The organism is Aquimarina sp. Aq78 (genome assembly GCF_900299525.1).
In the GTDB taxonomy this organism is placed as follows: Bacteria; Bacteroidota; Bacteroidia; order Flavobacteriales; family Flavobacteriaceae; genus Aquimarina.
The window spans coordinates 536,731-557,488 of record NZ_OMKA01000029.1; the positions used below are offsets into that span (position 1 = coordinate 536,731).

The 20,758-nt window shown below is 32.6% G+C and carries 13 protein-coding genes and 2 tRNA genes; 6 read left to right on the top strand and 9 right to left on the bottom strand.

Translation table 11 applies throughout. The features are described 5' to 3' along the window. Positions 1 to 29: 29 nt before the first annotated feature. From DG435_RS21720 to mutS, 7 genes are all read right to left on the bottom strand, one after another. Positions 30 to 1,418, bottom strand: a complete 1,389-nt coding sequence (locus DG435_RS21720) for an aspartate aminotransferase family protein (protein ID WP_106793801.1) — start codon at positions 1,416 to 1,418, stop codon at positions 30 to 32. 267 nt (positions 1,419 to 1,685) lie between these two features. Then, on the bottom strand, positions 1,686 to 2,645 hold the full coding sequence (locus DG435_RS21725) for a 2,3-diaminopropionate biosynthesis protein SbnB (RefSeq protein ID WP_106793802.1): 960 nt from the start codon (positions 2,643 to 2,645) through the stop codon (positions 1,686 to 1,688). Between the two features lie 47 nt (positions 2,646 to 2,692). Continuing rightward, positions 2,693 to 3,682 carry a pyridoxal-phosphate dependent enzyme gene (locus DG435_RS21730; RefSeq protein WP_106793803.1) on the bottom strand — a complete coding sequence of 330 codons (990 nt, stop codon included), beginning with the start codon at positions 3,680 to 3,682 and terminating at the stop codon, positions 2,693 to 2,695. Between the two features lie 418 nt (positions 3,683 to 4,100). Next, entirely contained in the window at positions 4,101 to 4,619 is a 519-nt protein-coding gene (locus tag DG435_RS21735) for a UpxY family transcription antiterminator (protein ID WP_106793804.1), read from the bottom strand. Between the two features lie 898 nt (positions 4,620 to 5,517). Then, positions 5,518 to 5,602: transfer RNA gene (locus DG435_RS21740), tRNA-Leu, on the bottom strand. Between the two features lie 21 nt (positions 5,603 to 5,623). Further along, positions 5,624 to 5,695: transfer RNA gene (locus DG435_RS21745), tRNA-Gly, on the bottom strand. Between the two features lie 96 nt (positions 5,696 to 5,791). Further along, the gene (gene mutS / locus DG435_RS21750) at positions 5,792 to 8,383 is read right to left on the bottom strand and encodes a DNA mismatch repair protein MutS (protein WP_106793856.1); all 2,592 of its coding nucleotides are present in this window, start codon (positions 8,381 to 8,383) and stop codon (positions 5,792 to 5,794) included. A gap of 298 nt (positions 8,384 to 8,681) precedes the next feature. Here mutS and DG435_RS21755 point away from each other — a divergent pair, with 298 nt between their 5' ends. The 3 genes from DG435_RS21755 to DG435_RS21765 all read left to right on the top strand — a co-directional run bounded on the left by DG435_RS21755 (position 8,682) and on the right by DG435_RS21765 (position 13,038). After that, positions 8,682 to 9,215, top strand: coding sequence for an RNA methyltransferase (locus DG435_RS21755; protein ID WP_106793805.1), 534 nt, complete (start codon positions 8,682 to 8,684; stop codon positions 9,213 to 9,215). A 166-nt stretch (positions 9,216 to 9,381) separates the two neighbouring features. Continuing rightward, positions 9,382 to 11,577: a T9SS-dependent choice-of-anchor J family protein gene (locus tag DG435_RS21760; protein ID WP_106793806.1), complete on the top strand. Its 2,196-nt coding sequence runs from the start codon at positions 9,382 to 9,384 to the stop codon at positions 11,575 to 11,577. A 132-nt stretch (positions 11,578 to 11,709) separates the two neighbouring features. Next, entirely contained in the window at positions 11,710 to 13,038 is a 1,329-nt protein-coding gene (locus tag DG435_RS21765; RefSeq protein ID WP_106793807.1) for a dipeptidase, read from the top strand. Between the two features lie 2 nt (positions 13,039 to 13,040). Here DG435_RS21765 and folK read toward each other — a convergent pair whose 3' ends face one another. Beyond that, positions 13,041 to 14,168, bottom strand: coding sequence for a 2-amino-4-hydroxy-6-hydroxymethyldihydropteridine diphosphokinase (gene folK, locus DG435_RS21770; protein WP_106793808.1), 1,128 nt, complete (start codon positions 14,166 to 14,168; stop codon positions 13,041 to 13,043). 111 nt (positions 14,169 to 14,279) lie between these two features. Between folK and DG435_RS21775 the strand changes: the two genes are divergently transcribed. Both DG435_RS21775 and DG435_RS21780 read left to right on the top strand, forming a co-directional pair. Continuing rightward, a complete protein-coding gene (locus DG435_RS21775) occupies positions 14,280 to 14,987 on the top strand; it encodes a queuosine precursor transporter (RefSeq protein WP_106793809.1) in 708 nt (235 codons plus the stop codon). 79 nt (positions 14,988 to 15,066) lie between these two features. Further along, entirely contained in the window at positions 15,067 to 17,700 is a 2,634-nt protein-coding gene (locus DG435_RS21780; RefSeq protein ID WP_106793810.1) for an AsmA family protein, read from the top strand. A 142-nt stretch (positions 17,701 to 17,842) separates the two neighbouring features. On the opposite strand, the gene DG435_RS21785 is transcribed toward DG435_RS21780, so the two are convergent. After that, positions 17,843 to 18,688 carry a M57 family metalloprotease gene (locus tag DG435_RS21785; RefSeq protein WP_106793811.1) on the bottom strand — a complete coding sequence of 282 codons (846 nt, stop codon included), beginning with the start codon at positions 18,686 to 18,688 and terminating at the stop codon, positions 17,843 to 17,845. A 797-nt stretch (positions 18,689 to 19,485) separates the two neighbouring features. Here DG435_RS21785 and DG435_RS21790 point away from each other — a divergent pair. Further along, positions 19,486 to 20,754 (top strand): hypothetical protein, encoded by a 1,269-nt coding sequence (locus tag DG435_RS21790; protein WP_159025669.1) that lies wholly within the window; start codon positions 19,486 to 19,488, stop codon positions 20,752 to 20,754. The last annotated feature ends 4 nt before the right edge of the window (positions 20,755 to 20,758 follow it).

A 20,758-nucleotide genomic window follows, 5' to 3' on the forward strand; every position in this document is an offset into this window, starting at 1 on the left:
GACATTGTTATTAGTAGTATTATTAAGGTTTATGCGAGAGTAGGTTCTAAGTATTCTTCCATACAAACGGCTATTGCTTTTTTCATAATAGCTATTGCAGCATCTACAATCTTATATGTGGTAACCAACGGAGGTACTAGTCGCAATACATTACTATAATGCCCTCCCACTTCAAATAGCAAACCTCTTTGAAAACATTGAAATCTGAACTCTTTTATGAATTCTGGAAAAGGTTCCTTGTTTTTTTTATCTTTTACAAATTCTACTCCTATCATCATTCCTCTTCCTCGTACTTCTCCTATAAATGGGTTTTCTTCTTCTAATTCCTTTAATTTCTCTAATAAATATGAACCTATTGCTATAGTATGTTCTTCTATATTGTATGTTTCAATAAAATCAAAGGCTCCTCGTGCTGCAGCTATACTAACTTGGTTTCCTCTAAAAGTTCCTATATGTGCAGCAGGCCCCCAAGCTTCAATTTCTTTTTTATAGATCAATCCCGAAATTGGAAACCCAATTCCTCCAAAACCTTTAGAAAAAGTTATGATATCGGGTACAGCACTTGTATTCATAAATTCTAAAAAACTACCGGTTCTAAAAAAACCACACTGTATTTCATCGAATATTACCAGTACATCGTTCTCATGTGCAATTCTTACCAGTTCTTCGAGGTAGCCGTCTTCTGGTACAATATTCCCTCCTTCACCCTGGATAGGTTCTACAAGAATTGCAGCTGGCTTAGAAATCCCAGAATGACCATTTGTGAGTATATTTTTAAAGTAAGCTATACCATCTATCTCATTACTAATATCGGATGTCTTTCTGTATGGATAATTATAAGGCGCAAAATGTACATTGGGCATTAGAGATGTTAAATTATTTCTAAAAAACGTATCAGAAGTCACAGCCAGGGCTCCAGAAGTCATCCCATGGTACCCCCCTGTAAAAGCAATGATACCATCTCTTCCTGTTTTGATTTTGGCCAACTTGATTGCTGCTTCAACAGCATCAGAACCAGTGGGTCCACCAAAACTTACTTTATAATCTTCTCTAATGTTTTTTGGTAAATGATTAATTATTTTTTGAATTAATAAAAGCTTATTTTCTGTAGGAAAGTCTAAGGCATGAATTAATTCTGATTGTTGATTTTTTACATATTCTAAAACAAAATCATTACTATGCCCAACATTTAAAACGCCACATCCACTAAAAAAATCTATGAATTGATTTCCATCTACATCTTCGATAATACTTCCTTTTGCTCTTTTTATAGCAATAGGCATACTTCTGGGATAAGAAACTACGCTGCTTTCTATATCTTTTTGCAGATCTAATAATAGTTTTGATTTTTTGCCTGGTACTGAAGATGAAACTATTTTTGATGTTTCAGATAAATGGTATTTTTTAAGTGAGTTCATTTTTTAGTTTTTTATTATTTTTTGACTTCTTTGCGCATATCATCATCACACACCCCACTATAATTAGGTTATACGACGGCTGTAGTATTGCTTAACTATGCAAAAAATACTATCGAAATGGTTTCTTTTATACCTGAAAAAGTATAACAGTATTGTTGATGAATGAAGAAATTAAAGAGAGATAAGAGACTTTATTTGCTTATATGTGTTCCACATATAATAAATGAAAGCAATTGAAATATTTTTTTACAATCTTTATACAAAAGATCACAATACTGCACCTACTTTTAATTCTTTTGATTTATTATAAAAATAATGTCCTAAGGCGATATCAAAAATTGCCATTCCCATAGGATTAAAAAGGATGGCTGTTTTATCTACCATATCTTTTAAACATTTGTTGATTACAACATCTTCTATCGATTTAACATCGGTTTCAACGAGATTACGTTCTTTATGCATGGCTTCGATATCTGTATTTTCTCTGCAAATCTCTTTCCACTTATCTACTATTATTCCATCTTTAAAATAATCGAGTTGTTCGGTTTTATAATCTCTTAGTGAAACATTTAGGTGTAGTGAGTTTTCTTTTGGTTTTTTATCTATATATCTCTCATTAGAAACTGTACATGTCATAAAAACATCTGCATCTTTGTACGCACTATACCAGTCATCTACGACAGTAACATTATCGTACATATCTATATCTTCTGGACGTACTCCATTAAGGTCATAAATAAAAAACTCTGCATGATCATCTTTAAAATAATCCTGACACATTGCTAAATGATACTTTCCTATAGGGCCAAATCCTATAATCCCGATTTTAGGATTTTGTATTTTTTTTAAAGAACAATACTCTTCGATCATTAATCTACTTACTGTCGTTGTTCTTAATACACTAATAAGTTGTGTATTAATAATACAAATTGGTTCTCCTGTATCTGCATGATTTAAGATGGTAACACAGTTTGCTCTTGCTTTATTTTTTTTGATATTATCTGGAAAACTTGCTATCCACTTAATTCCGGCTACGTCAAAATCATTACCCAGATATGCAGGCATAGCAATAATTCTGTTTTTAATATCTTTAAACCTTAAATATGGTTTTATGGGCTGTACACTTTCCCCCTGGTTTAAGCAACGTACACCTTCTCTAATCGTTTCTGTAAATTCTTTCCAATTAAGCCCGATTGTAAATAAATCTTTTTCGTTTAAGTAAATCATTATAATGCAATATTGATAGTTATTTTTTATTTTCTCGTAATGTTATTTTATACCAATGACCCGTATTCTAGTTGTGATTTAGGAAGTTTTTCTAATACTTTATTATCTACTTTTTTATAAATACTATCTATATAGGCATGTCCTCTATCTGGGCAGATAATTAAAGCATTCAAATCAGGGTTATTTTCTTTCTCTAGTAGTTTTTTAGCTGCTACGTATACTGCTCCAGAAGACCCTCCAGCAAATACCATTTGTTCTTTTAGTAAATCAAAACATCCTTGCATTATCTCATTCTGAGGAAGAATTATCGCTTCATCTAGTTTTCCTTTTTCTATAAAGTTGCTCTTTCTACTGGCTCCCATTCCTGAAATGCTTCTTTTTTTCACCTCATTGCTAAATATGATTGATCCTTCTATATCTACTGCAACAATCTTAATGTTTGGATAATGCTCTTTTAATTTTAACGATAGTCCTGTAACTGTACCTCCAGTACTAACAGCTATAAAAAGATAATCTAGTCTTTTAAAATCCCTAATGATTTCGTTTGCCATTGTATTATAATAGCATAAATAGTTATTAATATTTTTATACTGATTGATATTAAAGTAATTACCATTCTCTTCTAGAATGGTATTAATCAATTTGATCCTAGTAAGTAGATAAGAATCATATTGATCTCTTTTGTGAACTTTGATAGTTTTATGTGCTAAAAAAGAAAGATGTTTTTCTTTTTCTTCTGTAATGTTGGGGTCTACAACTGCAACAAATTTAAGTCCTAAGCATTTGCAAATTCCAGCTAAACCGACTGCAAAATTCCCAGAAGATGATTCTATGACAGTAGTATCTTCATTAATATAACCATCTAGTATTGCTTTTCTTACTGTATAAAATGCAAGTCGATCTTTTATACTTCCCATAAAACTTCCATATTCTAATTTTGCAAAAAGATTAGAACGCTTGTAATCCAATTGATAGGTTTTTGTGTTCCCTATAAATTTTTCGATTTTACTTAATTTTTCAATTAGTTTCATAATCATAAATAAAAGAGTTAGTAATCAGGATTACCCTGTTAAATAATCCTGATATGATATGTTAAAGTGTTTGTGTATCTATATTGAAGCAACGCAAAAACCAATGATTTTCACCTACTTTATACGTAATCTGACCTTATAAATCTGGTATTTACCTTCTTTTAGGTGTTCATTTTCTAAAAAAGCACAACAGTTATACAACCATATTCTATCGTAATTTTTATTATGAAATATGTTTTGATTTATAAAACCAGAGGTTAAATACTTATATCTACATTATGACGTCTACTGTTTTTTTAATCCATATCATTTTTGATGATTTTAAAATCATCAATTTTCATAAATTAGATAACTGAGAGTATAAGTATCATTGACAGTCCAAATAACCTTATGTTTTTAGAACTTTTACATTATTAAAATTCTCTTAAATTGCAACTTCAGAAATGGAAGATAATGGCACAGTTGCTACAATATTTTGCTTAATAGAATCAATACGTACTACGATTTTATTTTCATTATCAGCTTTAATGATTTCACAATTTAACCCTTTTAATACACCTCCATTTATTCTTCCATGTTTGCCTACTTTTAATAGCGGGGTGTAATTTTCTACTTTCATGGGTACATTCATCTTAATAAGAAGTTTAATCGAGTCTATTTCGTATTCTTGAACTTTTGCAAACTCTTCTCCGAAACGAATGAAAAAGCAATATAATCTTACAGATAAAACTTTATGTGCATCTTTCTTTAAATTAATTTTCACAAAAATATAGGAGGGAAATAATGGCATCTCTATCTCTTTTTTTCGATCACTCCATTTTCGAACTGTTTTAACTAATGGTAAAAATGTCTCTATCTGATTCTCCTTTAACAGGATCTCTATTTTTCTTTCATGACGCGCTTTTACATATAGCACATACCACTGAGGTTTACTATTACACATATTCTTTGGTTTTAAGAGTATAAAGGTTTATTAAGTTAAGGATATAGCTTCGCCACATGACTCACAATTCCTTTTTAGTAAGAATTTTTATGAATCAAGATTATTGAAAAATAATTTTGAAAGTAGATCAATTAAGTTGAAAATCATTTCATTTAATCAATCTTTTTATAATAAAAGCAATGGGGTAGTTTGTCACTTAGCTTATAAGAGTAAGTCTCTTTCTAAATGTCATTTCAAATGTACAAATCTTAATCAACAGGGTGTTTATGGTAAAACCGTATTTAAAAAAAACATGAAGAACAACCATTTACAATATGCTGATATACAGTAATTTAAATATGTATAAACACTCTTACCACGACATTATTTAACAAATAAATAACATTTTATTAGCAAAAAATATATTTCTTAAATTATTCATAAAAACATTATTTTCATACACTTTAAATTAATCAGAAACAGCGATTATATTTAATCTTTCATCTATACGATCTTATACAAACACGAAGAACAACTTGTAGAGTATGATATTCAGAAAAAGAGGTTGGATTAAATTAAAAACAAGTTCAATTCCTTTGATGGAAGATTTGTTTTTCTTGAAATCGCCGATGAGCAATTCCACAAATTTGAAGTTCGTTTATATTTTTAGTTTAGTATTATCATCGAGATTATATTTAGCTTGTTGAGGAGTTTTTTAGTTATAATCGAAAATAATAAATTGAATTGAATAAAGGTATTTTTTTCGATCTATTTAAAGTATTCATGTGTCTAAATGCATCTTGATTAGACTTAGGTTATGTTGCAGTTTATATATTCCTGTAAATTGATTTAGTTATTATAAATCTGAAAGAAGAAAAAAACAAAAAACCCTCAAAATCAAAAGACTTTGAGGGTTAAGTACTGAAGGCGGGACTTGAACCCGCACGGCCTTACAGGCCATTGGATTTTAAGTCCAACGTGTCTACCAATTCCACCACTTCAGCTTGGTATATATTTTATCTCAGAGCGAAAGACGGGATTTGAACCCGCGACCCTCACCTTGGCAAGGTGATGCTCTACCCCTGAGCTACTTTCGCAGTATGTTTAAGAACTTCGCAACTCGTTATTGCGGATGCAAATTTAAAACAATTCTAGTAATACCAAAGTCTTTTTACAAAAAAGAATATTTTTTTTTACACCTGCGATGCTTTCTTCCTGGTTAACATACGTTTAATCTCGTTAAGCTTCATTAATGCTTCTACCGGAGTAAGCGTATCTATATCGATATCCAGAATTTCTTCCTTGATTTCTTCTAGTAATGGATCATCCAAATTAAAGAAACTCAATTGCACCTTATCTTCTTCCTGCATTCCTTTGATCTTATCGGTAAGCTCTTCACTACTATGCGATTTTTCAAGTTTTTTAAGCATCTTATTTGCTCTATGTAAGACTTGCTGAGGCATTCCTGCCATTTTAGCCACATGAATCCCAAAACTATGTTCACTACCACCAGGAACTAATTTACGCAAGAAAAGAACTGTATCTTTTAATTCTTTTACCGATACGTTATAATTTTTAATACGACCAAAGGTCTCACACATCTCATTTAACTCGTGATAATGTGTGGCGAACAAAGTCTTAGGCCTTGCCGGATACTCGTGTAAGAATTCACTAATTGCCCAGGCAATAGATATTCCATCGTAGGTACTTGTTCCTCGACCAATCTCATCTAACAACACCAAACTACGATCAGATATATTATTTAAGATACTTGCAGTTTCATTCATCTCTACCATAAATGTAGATTCTCCCATAGAGATATTATCACTTGCTCCTACTCTGGTAAATATTTTATCAATCACTCCTATTTTTGCTTCTTCCGCAGGAACAAAACATCCCATTTGCGCCAATAACACAATCAATGCTGTCTGTCTTAATATTGCAGATTTACCACTCATATTAGGGCCCGTGATCATAATAATCTGTTGATTATCTCTATCCAACAGAACATCATTAGCGATATACTGCTCACCGGGTGGCAATTGTTTCTCGATTACAGGATGTCTACCATTTTTAATTTCTAAATCATGCGATTCGTCTATTAAAGGACGTACATATTGATTTTCTGTGGCTAATTGAGCAAAAGAACATAAACAATCCAATTGACCAATCAAAGTAGCATTTAGCTGTACAGGTTTGATATACTCATTCATCCAAAGTACAAGATCACCGAACAACTGTTGTTCTAGTGCTAGAATTTTTTCTTCGGCTCCAAGGATTTTGGCTTCATATTCCTTGAGTTCTTCTGTAATATAACGTTCTGCATTTACCAGGGTTTGTTTACGAATCCAGGTATCAGGGACTTTATCTTTATGTGTATTTCGAACCTCGATATAATATCCAAATACATTATTAGAAGCTATCTTTAAAGAAGTAATACCAGTAGTTTCGGTTTCCCGTTCCAGCATTTTATCCAAATAATCTTTTCCCGAAAAAGCAATAGATCTTAACTCATCTAATTCTTCTAAATATCCATTAGCAATTGTATTTCCTTTCAACACATTTACAGGAGCTTCTTCATTTAAAGTCTCTTTAATCTTATTACGTAGTAACTCACAGTCATTAAGAGTGTCTCCTATTACTTTTAGTGCATCGTTATTACTATTAGATGCCTGTGATTTTATAGGCACAATAGCTTCCAAAGAGTTTTTAAGCTGAATAACCTCACGAGGGTTTACTTTTCCGGTAGCTACCTTAGAAATCAATCGCTCAATATCCCCTATCTGCTTAATCTGATGCTGAATTTTTTGATGCAATGCTGTGTTATTCAAAAAAAACTGCACTACTTCATGACGTTTTTGAATGGCAGAAATATTCTTAAGTGGTAATGCTAACCAACGTTTTAATGTACGACCACCCATCGGTGAGATCGTTTTATCTATAACATCAAGTAAAGTTACCGCATTTGCTGCATTGGCATGATATAGCTCAAGATTACGTATCGTAAAACGATCCATCCAGATATATTGATCTTCTGCAATACGTTGGATCCCTGTAATATGTTTTAATTTATGATGTTGGGTTTCTCCAAGATAATGAAGAATTACACCTGCCGCTATAACACCTTCCTGTAAATGATCTACCCCAAATCCTTTTAATGTTTTTGTCTCAAAATGTTTGTTTACAGTCTCATCTGCATAATCAGGTTTAAACACCCAATCTTCTATAAAGAATGTATGAAAGTCTTGGCCAAAATCTTGTTCAAAATCTTTCTTTTTTGGCTTGCTAATCAAAACTTCACTAGGATTAAAGTTTTGCATCAACTTATCCATATGAGCTACATCACCCTGAGCGGTAAGAAATTCTCCTGTAGAAACATCAAGAAACGCTACTCCCAATTCTTTTTTCCCATAATGCAACGCACATAAAAAGTTATTGGTTTTGCTCTGTAACACCTCATCATTAAGTGCAACTCCAGGAGTTACAAGTTCTGTTACACCTCGTTTAACAATAGTTTTGGTCTGCTTAGGGTCTTCTAATTGATCACAGATAGCAACTCGCTCCCCAGCTTTAACCAATTTTGGTAAATACGTGTTTAAAGAATGATGCGGAAATCCAGCTAATGCCGTTTCCTGCTCACTCCCATTACCTCTTTTGGTTAAAACAATATTCAAAATAGCCGCAGCTTTAATTGCATCTTTACCAAAAGTTTCATAAAAATCCCCTACTCTAAATAATAATAATGCATCAGGATATTTAACCTTAATAGCATTGTATTGTTTCATTAATGGAGTTACCTTTTTTCCGTCTTTTGCTGCCAATGAAGTATAGTTTTATGAATCATGCTAAAGTAGCTATTCTTCTATCTTTTTTGAAATATAGCCCGTAGGAGTTATTCAATTTTATTCACAATTTTACTTCAATACAGAAAGAGGTCTATACTACATTAAATACAAGGACTTTGTAAATTATTTTAAATAATGATTGTTTAACACCATAATTCATTTCAAAAAATGTAAAGAATTCTCAAAGTTTTATCGAGTATAAATCGTAGAATTTGTGATAAATACTATTTTTGCGATAATGGAAGGAAGCAGAAAACTCAAAAATAGCGAACTCGATCGTAAGACTGTAGAAGAATTTAAGGCATCAAAAAAAACTCCTTTAATTATTATTCTGGATAATATTCGAAGTTTAAACAATATCGGATCAGTATTCAGAACTGCCGATGCATTTTTAGTGGAAAAAATATACCTCTGTGGTATAACTGCAACTCCCCCCCATAAAGATATTCAAAAAACTGCATTAGGAGCTACCGACACTGTAGATTGGGAGCATCAAAAAGATACATTACAGCTAGTACAGAATCTTAAGTCTCAGCATGTAAAAATCTTATCTATCGAACAAGCAGAAAATGCAATTATGTTAAATGACTTTAGTCTAGAACCCAATCAAAAATATGCAATTATTTTTGGGAATGAGGTTAAAGGTGTCCAGCAGCAAGTTGTTTCTGAAAGTGATGCTGTTATTGAAATCCCTCAATACGGTAGCAAACATTCTCTCAATATTTCGGTTAGTGCAGGAGTTGTGATCTGGGATCTCTTTAATAAGCTATAGGAGATTTCGAAACAAAACTACTATACTTATCCTTCTCTTTTCTGATATAGAATCCCAGTCCTGATCTATACTATTTTAACACAAAAAATAATTTTATAAGGGTTATTTATCTTTTTTACGTCTTTATTAATAAGAACTATTAAAAAACATTAACAAACTCAAACTTATGAAATTAAGAAAACAAGCAGTTGTTTTTCTCGCGCTCGCAATGCTAACAACAACACAATTCGGATTTGCTCAGGAAAAAGATTGTGGTGCAGAACCGCCTAAAAACTACGATACTTTTATGCTCAAACGCCTTAAATCTATTACCGATAACGGCAGTAAGGCTCTGGCAACACCTGTATCATTACCAATACAACATCATGTCTCTCGTAACTCGAGCGGAGGTTCTCCTGCAGTATCCAGCGCACAGATTCAAAATGTAATGGATGAATTAAATGCAACGTATGCTCCGATGAATATTTCATTTCACGAATATGCACCTACCAAATACATTGACAAGACCAGTTGGAATAATTCTTTTAATAAAAGCAATGACAGTCAACTAGTACAATATGAAGTTGCCGAGGCTATCAATATTTTTTACTTTTCTGAAGTAACTTCGGGCAGTTCTACCATCTGTGGATTTGCTAAATTTCCGGGAACCGGAAACCGAGCAATATTAGATGCTTCTTGCTCACAAAATGGCTCTACTTCTTCTCACGAATTAGGGCATTATTTTTCTATCCTGCATACGCACTCTACGTCTAATGGAAGAGAACTTGTACAACGAACAAACTGCTCTTCTGCAGGAGATTTTTTCTGCGATACCCCAGCAGATCCAAGACTTAGTAGCCTTGTTAATTCTAGCTGCAATTATACCGGAACAGCAACAGATGCCAATGGAGATCAATATCAACCCGATGTTAACAATGTAATGTCTTACACTCGTAAAAGTTGTCGTACAGGGGGATTCTCTAGTCAACAACAAAATGCTATTGTAGCATCATTAGAATCAGACAGAGCTTATTTAACCAGTCCAACAAATCCACCCGTATGCTCCACTATCAGTAATTTTCCGTATAGTGAAAGTTTTGAATCTGGATTAGGAGATTGGACTAATGCCACAGGAGATGATATCGAATGGACAAGAGACTCTAACGGAACTCCCTCGTCGGGAACAGGACCTTCTACAGCACAAAACGGCTCTTTCTACCTTTACACAGAAGCATCTACAAATGTAACCCCAGCCGGGAGTCCTAATAAAACAGCAATATTAAACAGCCCATGTATAGATTTACCCCAGGCTGGTAATATGTCTCTAGAATTTGGATATCACATGCTAGGTAGAGATATAGGAACTATAGAAGTTTTGGTAAGTACTAATGATGGAACATCTTATACTTCTATATGGTCACAAAATGGAGCCAAAGGAGACACCTGGAATCAAGCAACTGTTGATCTTTCTGGATATTCTGGTTCTGTGATTAGATTGCAGTTTAAAGGAACAACAGGAACGAGTTGGAGAAGTGATATAGCAATTGATAATATCAAAATCAAGGAAACTACAACCAATCCTTCTTCTTGTAACGGGATTACCAGTTTTCCTTATAACGAAAGTTTTGAATCCGGGATTGGTGAATGGACACAAGAAACTAGTGATAATATAAACTGGACCGTTGATAGCAATAGCACGCCATCATCTAGCACAGGGCCTTCTTCTGCAACTAATGGTAGTAATTACATTTTTACCGAAGCTTCTGGTAGCGGAAATGGATTTCCTAATAAAGTAGCTTTATTAACAAGTCCTTGTGTAGATTTAACCAGTGAATCAAATGCAGAACTTAGCTTTGATTATCACATGTATGGATCAAATATGGGTACTTTAGAAATACGTGTATCTACCAATGATGGTGTAAACTGGACCACTGCCTGGAGCAAAAATGGAAACCAGGGAAATAGTTGGAGTTCTCAAACCGTAAACTTATCTACTTATAGCGGATCTACAATAAAATTACAACTTAAAGGAACTACAGGATCTAGTTACAGAAGTGATATGGCTATCGATAATTTAAAAATTACTTCTGGTTCTGCAGATAGTGATCTCACTGATAATGAAATCCGTACAACGAATCCAAAGATAAGTATCTATCCCAACCCTATTGCATCTGGCTCTTTATCTATCCAACATCCTGGATTCTCGAAAAATGGAGGAAAAACACAAATCACCATTACAGATTTTCTAGGAAAAACAATTGACATAGTAGATTCTAATAACGAAACTACGGCTTACGATGTTAGTAATCTAAGTAACGGTGTTTATTTTATAATCATTAATAATAAAGAAGGACAAGTAACTCAAAAATTTATCAAAAGATAAGATTTGTTTAGTTTTTTTGAATGTACCCTAACTGCCCGAGAATTTTTTCGGGCAGTTTCTATTATTAAAAATATCATCTGGAATTTGTTTTGTAAGTTTATAACGCTATAAAACACATAATCACATCTAATTATGAAAAACTTTTCAATTTTTGCTGCTATTGTACTCTTACTTATTTCATGCAAACAAGAGAATATGAAAAAAGATACTTCTACAGAAGATCAATCAACCATTACAGAGGATCAACTTATCGCCAAAGCAAAAGAAATTCATAATAAAGTCATTACTCTAGATACTCACTGTGATATTAATGTAAAAAACTTTACAGACTCTATAAATTACACTCAGGATCTTAGTTCACAAATCACTTTACCAAAAATGAAAAAGGGTGGATTAGATGTTGCCTGGTTTATTGTTTATACAGGACAAGACTCTCTAACAACTAAAGGTTATGAAAAAGCGTACGAAATTGCAATGTCAAAATTTAAGGCTATTCATAAACTAGCAGAAGAAATTGCACCAGATCAAATTGAACTAGCCTTAACATCTGATGATGTTCGTCGTATTCATAAAAAAGGAAAAAAAGTAGCTATGATTGGTATCGAAAATGGATATCCCGTAGGAACCGATATTAGTAATGTAAAGAAGTTTCATGACCTTGGTGCCAGATATATGTCACTTTCTCATAATGGGCATAGCCAGCTTTGTGATTCTAATACTGGTGAAGCAGATGGCATTTGGTTGCATAATGGCTTAAGCGATCTAGGAAAAGAAGTTATTACAGAAATGAATAAAACAGGGATTATGATAGATGTTTCCCACCCTTCTAAAGAATCTATGCGACAAATGATCAAGCTTACCAAAGCTCCGATCATTGCTTCTCATTCTTCTGCAAGAGCATTATGTGATCATAGTAGAAATCTGGATGACGAACAATTGCAATGGTTAAAAGAAAATGGTGGTGTGGTTCAAACCGTAGCTTTTACCTCTTACCTAAATACAGAGAAATTTGAAAAACGAAATAAGAAAGAAGTAGAAATAGCTAAGCAAATTGCTGATTCTATGGGAGTAACTTGGATAGATCGAAAAGAAATAGCTAAGCTAGGTACCGAAGAAAAAGAAAAGTACTATGATTTTTATATGAAAATGCTAACGATTCGAAGAAAAAAAGTAAAAAAAATGGATAGTCTTCCTCCTGCTGTAGATGTCGTGGATTTTGTAAATCACATTGATTATATGGTTAACAAAATTGGCATTGATCATGTAGGCATTAGTTCTGATTTTGACGGAGGTGGTGGAATTGAAGGATGGAGTGATGCTTCTGAAACTTTTAATGTAACTCTAGAATTGGTAAAACGCGGATACACAGAAGAACAAATCGGAAAACTTTGGAGTGGAAATCTGTTACGTGTTCTTGATGAAGTGCAAAAAATAGCAAAGGAGTTAAATCAAGCTGGATAGCATTATTTTGAAATCTCTTCGATAATCGAAATGTAATCAGATCGGTTTGCTATAAAATCCCGTTCAGATACATCGATTATCTTTATATTAAATTGCGGTTGTGATTTCATGAATTGCAAATACCCCTTATTGATCTTATCCAGATATTCTGCAGGGATTTTTTGCTCATAGTCTCTACCTCTTTTTTTGATATTTTCTAAAAGACGTTCTGTATTTTGATATAAATAAACGTATAGTCCGGGTTTGGCTAAATTTCTATACATCAGGTCAAATACTTTTTTATACAGCATAAACTCTTCTGATTGTAAAGTAACCTTAGCAAAAATCAATGATTTAAATACATCATAATCACTCACTACAAAATCTTTAAACAAATCAAATTGCGCTATATCATCTTGTAAACGTTGATAACGATCTGCCAGAAAAGACATCTCGAGAGGAAAAGCATAACGCTCCATATCCTCATAAAACTTTGGCAAAAAAGGATTATCGGCAAACCGTTCCAGAATGAGTTTTGCATTAAACTCTTTAGCAATCAATTGTGCCAAACTTGTTTTACCAGCTCCAATATTTCCCTCGACAGTAAGGTATTGAAACCGTGATAAAGTATACTTCTCTTTTGGGTTTGTTATTTTTTCACCAAGTAGAGTCACTTTTGAATCATCAGAAGTACTCTTTAACAATTGTTTTACGTTTTGCTTCAATATTGGGTGTACCATATCTCCCGCAATCTCTGCTAGTGGTTCTAGCACAAATTTTCGATCCTGCATTGCAGGATGGGGAACTATCAATTCTTTGGTTTCTATATTTCCTTCCGAAGAGAAAATAATATCCAGGTCAATCGTTCTTGCCTCATACCCTTCGCCATCTGTTCTATTTCTACCCAGAGAGTTTTCGATTCCTAACAAGATCGTCAATACTTCAGTTTCAGAAAGAAAAGTACGTATTGTAACACAAGCATTATAAAAATCATCACTATTAAATCCCCAGGCCGGAGTTTGATAAACTCCAGAAATTGAAACTATATCTCCTATCGTTTCATATATCTCATTAACAGCATTCTGCAGAAAATCTATGCGATTTCCTATATTACTTCCTAATGAAATATGTAATAAACGGGATGTTTTCAATATTGGATTTTTTATATTCTGATCAGAACTCCTTATTTTTAGGACAAATTAAACAAAACAAAATCACTTCGCCTTATTTTTGAGCGAACTATTATTAACTATTATTTTATTTTGAGCGAAACTCTTCTAAACTTAAAAAATAAACGTACTGCTTATAGAATATACCTGATACTTGGTGCGCTTTTTATTTCATCTTTGGTGGTATCTAATCTTATTTTTCAAAAATTCTTTTACTGGGATTTTTTTGGAATATATACTTTTGAAATTTCTGTAGGGATTCTACCATACCCTATTACATTTTTGATCACAGACATTATTAGTGAAGTATATGGTAAGAGGAAAGCTAATCAAATCGTTACTGCTGGTATTTTTGCATCTTTTTTTTCATTACTTATCGTATATGCTTCATCTTCGGTTCCTGCTACGGCTTGGTCTCCAATAAATGATGAAATATTTAATCAGGTTTTTGGCGCTACAGTAATTGCTGTATTTGCATCAATGATGGCTTATCTTTTTGCACAATATATCGATATCCAGATTTTTCATTTTTGGAAACGCGTCACCAAAGGAAAGCACCTTTGGCTGCGAAATAATTTCTCTACTTTTTCTTCCCAGTTTATAGATACACTAACAGTTCTTTTATTACTCTGCTCTGCTGGGATTATCGATTGGGATCGTTTTGGAATATTATTACTTAATGGTTTTTTGTTTAAAATATTGGTTGCTGCACTAGATACTCCAATTTTGTATCTATGTGTATATGTTATGAGAAAACGATTTAAGCTAAAACAAGGTGGTGAATTAGCTTTGGAAATTTAAAATCTAACAAATAGTTAACTTAAAAAAAGTAACATCGTATCTTTGTAAATCGTTACTTTATCTCAAAGCTATTTTTATCATGAAAAAAGTCCTCAAAATTCTTGGTATTTTTTTACTATTACTTATCATAGGTGTCATCTCAATTCCTTTTTTATTTAAGGGAACTATCCAGGACAAAGTACGTTACCTGGTCAATGAGCATGTACATGCAAAAGTAGATTTTGCAAATTTGGACATCAGTCTTATCAGGAGCTTTCCTCAGGCATCTGTGGTTATCGATGAACTTTCGATCATTAATTATGCGCCTTTTGAAGGAGATACCTTAGCATATTCTAAAAAAATTGCCTTGGATATGTCTATTAAAGAGTTATTTAAAAATGCTTCAGAACCTATTAGTGTTCAAAAAATAGTAATCGATGAAGCCAATATTGCAATCAAAACTGATTCATTAGGAAATTCTAATGTTGATATCGTTAAAAAACAGGAAGATGTTGTAGAAACTCAACCAGAAGAAGAAAGTGGTGCTTTTACCTTTGCTTTAGATCATTATGAAATAAACGATAGTAAAATTCTATTTAAAGATGATATAAGCAAAACCATATTGGCGATGACAGATCTTAATCATAGCGGTGATGGGTCGATCTCTGGTGAGAAAATAATTTTGGATACCAAAACGAATACTGAAGCCTCATTAAACCTCGATGGCACTAAGTATCTAAATAAAAACAAATTACAACTTGATGCTCAAATAGAATTAGATCTTGAGAATCAACGTTATTCTTTTAAAGAAAATAAGGCCCAGATCAACAGATTACCTCTTGAATTTGCTGGTTACGTTCAGTTATTCGAAAAATATACTGATGTAGATCTTAGTTTTAAAACCCCTTCGTCTGATTTTAAGAATTTTCTGGCTGTTATCCCCGAAACTTATGTCAAAAACCTGGATGGAGTACAAACTAGCGGAGATTTTTCTATTAATGGAATTATTAAAGGAAAATCTGATGATACTTATATCCCAAAAATGGATATCAAGATCGCTTCAAGTAATGCTTCTTTTAAATACCCTGACTTACCTAAAGGTGTTAAAAGCATAAATATCGATACTCAGATCAAGAATGAAACCGGGTTAGTGGATGATACATATATAAACATTGATAATCTAACTTTCAAAATAGATCAGGATTCTTTTGCTGCCAAAGGTAGTTTGCGAAATCTAACTAAAAACATGGTCGTAGATATGATGCTGAAAGGCACATTAAACCTGGCTAATCTAAATCAGGCATATCCGTTACAATTGGAAGAAAAAATAAATGGAATTGTTAATGCAGATGTCAAAACCAATTTTGATATGCAATCTTTAGAAAAGGAACAATATCAGAATGTAAAAAGCTCAGGTACTGCCAGTATCTCTCAATTTACATATGCTTCTTCTGATACGCCTAATGAAATAAAAATAGAAAACGCCAATGTAAGTTTTACACCAGAAACCATCTCATTAGATAAGATGCAGGCCACCACCGGAAGATCTGATCTTGCAGCTACAGGTACTATACAAAACCTTATGGGCTTTTTATTTGCTAAGCAAGACCTAAAAGGAAATTTTGATGTAAACTCTAATGTGTTTGCTGTAGATGATTTTATGGTGAGTGAACAAGAGGCCGAAGCCGAAGAAGAGGTAGCAAGCACAACAGAAGATGAAACCATGAGAATTCCCTCTTTTCTGGATGCTACACTAAACTTTGATACCAAAAAAGTATTCTACGATAACTTAGAATTACAAAATACAAAAGGAACAGTAAAGATAAAAGATGAAACCGCCTATCTAGAAAACGTAACTTCTAATATTTTTGATGGAGGAATGGCTCTTAATGGTAACGTATCTACTAAGTCTAAAGTTCCAACTTTTGATATGGCTCTCGACTTAAGTAAAATAGATATTGTAAAATCTTTTAATAATTTAGAATTAATAAAAGGTTTAGCTCCCATAGCAAAAGCACTTACTGGTAACCTTACAACAAAAATCAACCTGAATGGTAATCTCAATGAAAATCTTATTCCTGTTTTAACCTCATTAAAAGGTAAAGCACTTGCCGAAATCCTTAATGCTCAAGTTTCTACAACTAAGACTCCATTTTTATCTACCTTAGACAACCAGCTTAATTTTGTAGAAATTGATCAATTGAATCTAAAAGACATTAAAACTAACCTGAGTTTTGATGATGGAAAAATTAATGTAAAACCTTTTGAGTTTGATGTCCAGGGGATAAAGGTTACTGCTGGTGGGGACCATAGTTTTGAACAAAACATGAATTATAATATCAAACTAGATGTACCGGCCAAATATCTAGGTAGTGAGGTTGGAAATTTGATCTCGCAACTTGATCAAAAAGAAGCTAATAATATGACTGTTGGGCTACCAATTGGGCTCTCTGGTAATTTTAAAAACCCAAAGATTAACTTAAATACAGACCTAGCTATAAAACAACTCACACAACAAATAGTAGATAAACAGAAAGAAAAAGTGAAAGGAGAGCTTATCGGCAAGGGTGGGAAAGTATTAACAGACCTATTAGGAAATTCTAAAAAACAAACTGATTCTTCTAAAACGAATTCAAATAATACTGAAGAAACATTAAAAAATACGGCAAAAAATATTTTAGGAGGGTTTTTAGGTAAGAAAAAGAAAAAAGACTCTACAAAAACAAAGAATTAATAAATGTAATAGAAAAGAGTGTACCTGATTTCTCAAGTACTCTCTTATACTCGAAAATAATATTTTATTGGATATGATGATCCAATTGGTTTTTACATCACAGATTTATATGTGTATAGAGATTTTCCATCAAAATATAGAATTATCTTTTAGGATATTCTAAATTAGTGCCTATAATGTCTAACGGGGATATAGTTTCCTGAGCTCCGGTATAGCCTTCACCATTAAGTAACGTAATTGTTGGTTTACCATTTTTAGAAAAAGCATATTGATGATACATCATTATACTATTAATATCAAATGCCCTAGTTAATCTTCTTGAATTCTTAATCTTGAATTGATCTTCTTGACCACTTCGAATGTTTTCCCATTTTATAATAATATAGTTGTCTCTTTCTGGTCTTGCTTGTTCATGACGAAAACCAAGCGTATGACCTATTTCATGAGTAACAAGGTTGGCACCGACATTATGACCTAATTTAATAATTCCTCCACCTAAATTGAACCCAATAGATGCCAAACCACAAGTTGAACATACATCTGTAGATTGTGTGAAAGTTACATAACCGAACAACTCATTGGTTCTTTTTTTAAACTTTATATTAGTTTTTCTACTCCATCTTTTCATCGCCAATAGTATATTAGTACGTAACTTAAGACTTAAGTTACTACTTAAGGCAAAAATAACAGTGTTGTTTGGCCATTTTTTAACAGGATCTTGTAACGTTAATTTTTGATCAACAATTTGAGGAGTGTCTGATACATGTTCTTCAGAAAGAATGATATCATCATGGTAAAGGTATTCTCCGTTACCCATGTCTTTGACAGTAACTAAATCTCCATCAAAATACTTTTCAATTAATTTTCCGTTAGATGTTGTTACGTCTTCGGTTACACTTTCTTCTACGTTCTCTTTTTGACAAGAAGCGAAAAGTAAAACTGTGCCCAGTGCGAGAGTTTTAAATGACCTGATTTTTTTTGTATTCATGATTGTGTGAAATTAAGTTTGTTTTAAAAAATTATTTAAACCCGGATTATTCAATAGGATTCAATTCATTAGTGTACTACCATAAATACTAATGCTTTTTTTTAATTTTTGTATAGCATCATTATTATAGTAAAATTGAAAAATATAGGGAAAAACAGTAGTGTTTGCAGTATTTCAAAAATGTAATAGATTTTCTATTATAAAACAAGCACAGATACTGGGGTGAACAAAAACTTCCCTTACTATCTTATTTATCCCCCAACTCAAAGGGAAACTTATCCTCCTCCCTTGGGAGATTGAATTGGGATAGATAAACAATTGTTTATACCATTGCAAATTTTCCTTTAAAAAGGGAAATCGTCGTACACCCCCTTTCTAGCATTTTTGTAAAACTATAATACTATTGACACTATATTGTCCTGATTCTTTGAATAATCAAAAAATTAGGACAACCTTGTAACGGGTTCACGACAAGTTTCCCTTTAACCCGAATTATAGATTAGAACTTCGTTATGAGATTTGAAAGTACCATAAAATATGACACATTTTCCTAGTTTTAGCATAGCCAGTTTATCCTGAGTTTATCGAAGGGCTACGGTTACACTGAAAAATGTAGTGCAATGGTATATTTTGAATACATTGCTACGCAGCTTTTCAAAATAGAGTTTCACTGATAAAAACATAATCTTGGATGCAATACACCTGTTAAAGATACGTTAACAATTTAGTAATCTTATACCTACAATATAAGTATACATATAGTTATAATTTTACTGTAAAACTAAATCCCCATAGCTATGAAATTGAAGAGTATCCCCATAATTCTTTTTTGTTCCCTTTCCTTTTTATCATTCTCGCAAGCAGAAATTAATGACAATCAAATGCAATGGATTAAAGGATGGACAAATTTTGAGCCTAATCAAAGAGAGTACCCAGAACCAGATGAAGTACTTCCTAATATTATTGATAGTAACTATTATTTAAAAAATGATGTAACTTACCTAATGTCGGGAAATGTTTATGTAATTAATAATGCCACTTTAACGATACAAGAAGGAACCATAATCAGATGCGATGTCGAAAATGCTGCAAGTTTAGTAATAACCAAAGGTTCTAAATTAATTGCAAGAGGCACAAAAGGGTTTCCAATTGTATTTACATCAAATAAGGCCCAAAAATCCAGAAAAGCCGGAGATTGGGGTGGTATTATAATTGCCGGATCCGGCACAATTAATTCTCCTGCTGTATCTAAAATGATAGAAGGAAATTTTCTACCTCAATATTCTTCATATGGAGGAACACAGGAAAATGAATTAACAACTATGATGTCTTATGTTCGAATTGAATATGCAGGGAAAAAAATTAATCAATCCAAGGAGCTAAATGGATTATCACTTTATGCTTTAGGAAATGGTTCCATCATAAACAACGTCATGATTAGTTACTCGGCTGATGATTCCTTCGAATGCTTTGGAGGTAATGTGAACATGTCTAACCTAATCTCTTATAAAGCAAAAGATGATGATTATGATTTTACACTAGGGTATAGTGGAGAATTAAACAATATTCTTGCAATTAGACATCCTTATATTAGTGATATTAGTGGTTCTTATGTTATCGAAGCAGATGGATATGATAAAAAAGAAGGCTTTATCAATCTAGAATCATTATCAAACATACACATCAAAAATGCAACTTTAGTAAACTTGTCTGATCAAAGCAATTATCAGCATACTACAGCTGCAATTTCATCTAAGAATTTAGCTAAACTGAACCTTACCGACATGCGTATATCTGGTTTTGCTAATGTTGTAAAATTTGATAAGACATACAAATCCTATTCAGATCTTCAAAAGTATTTCTCATTAGAAAATAGCGTTTTCAATGTGCATAGTAAATCAGTTCTAACACAATATGACTCTGCTATAAATACTGATCAATTACTTAAATATAATATGTATACCAATCATTTTAAAAGTGCTGCCGATTTGTTTACTGATCCTTTTGATGAAAAAAAACCAATATTTACATTAAAGGATTCGGAAAATTATACTGTAATGCAGTAAATTT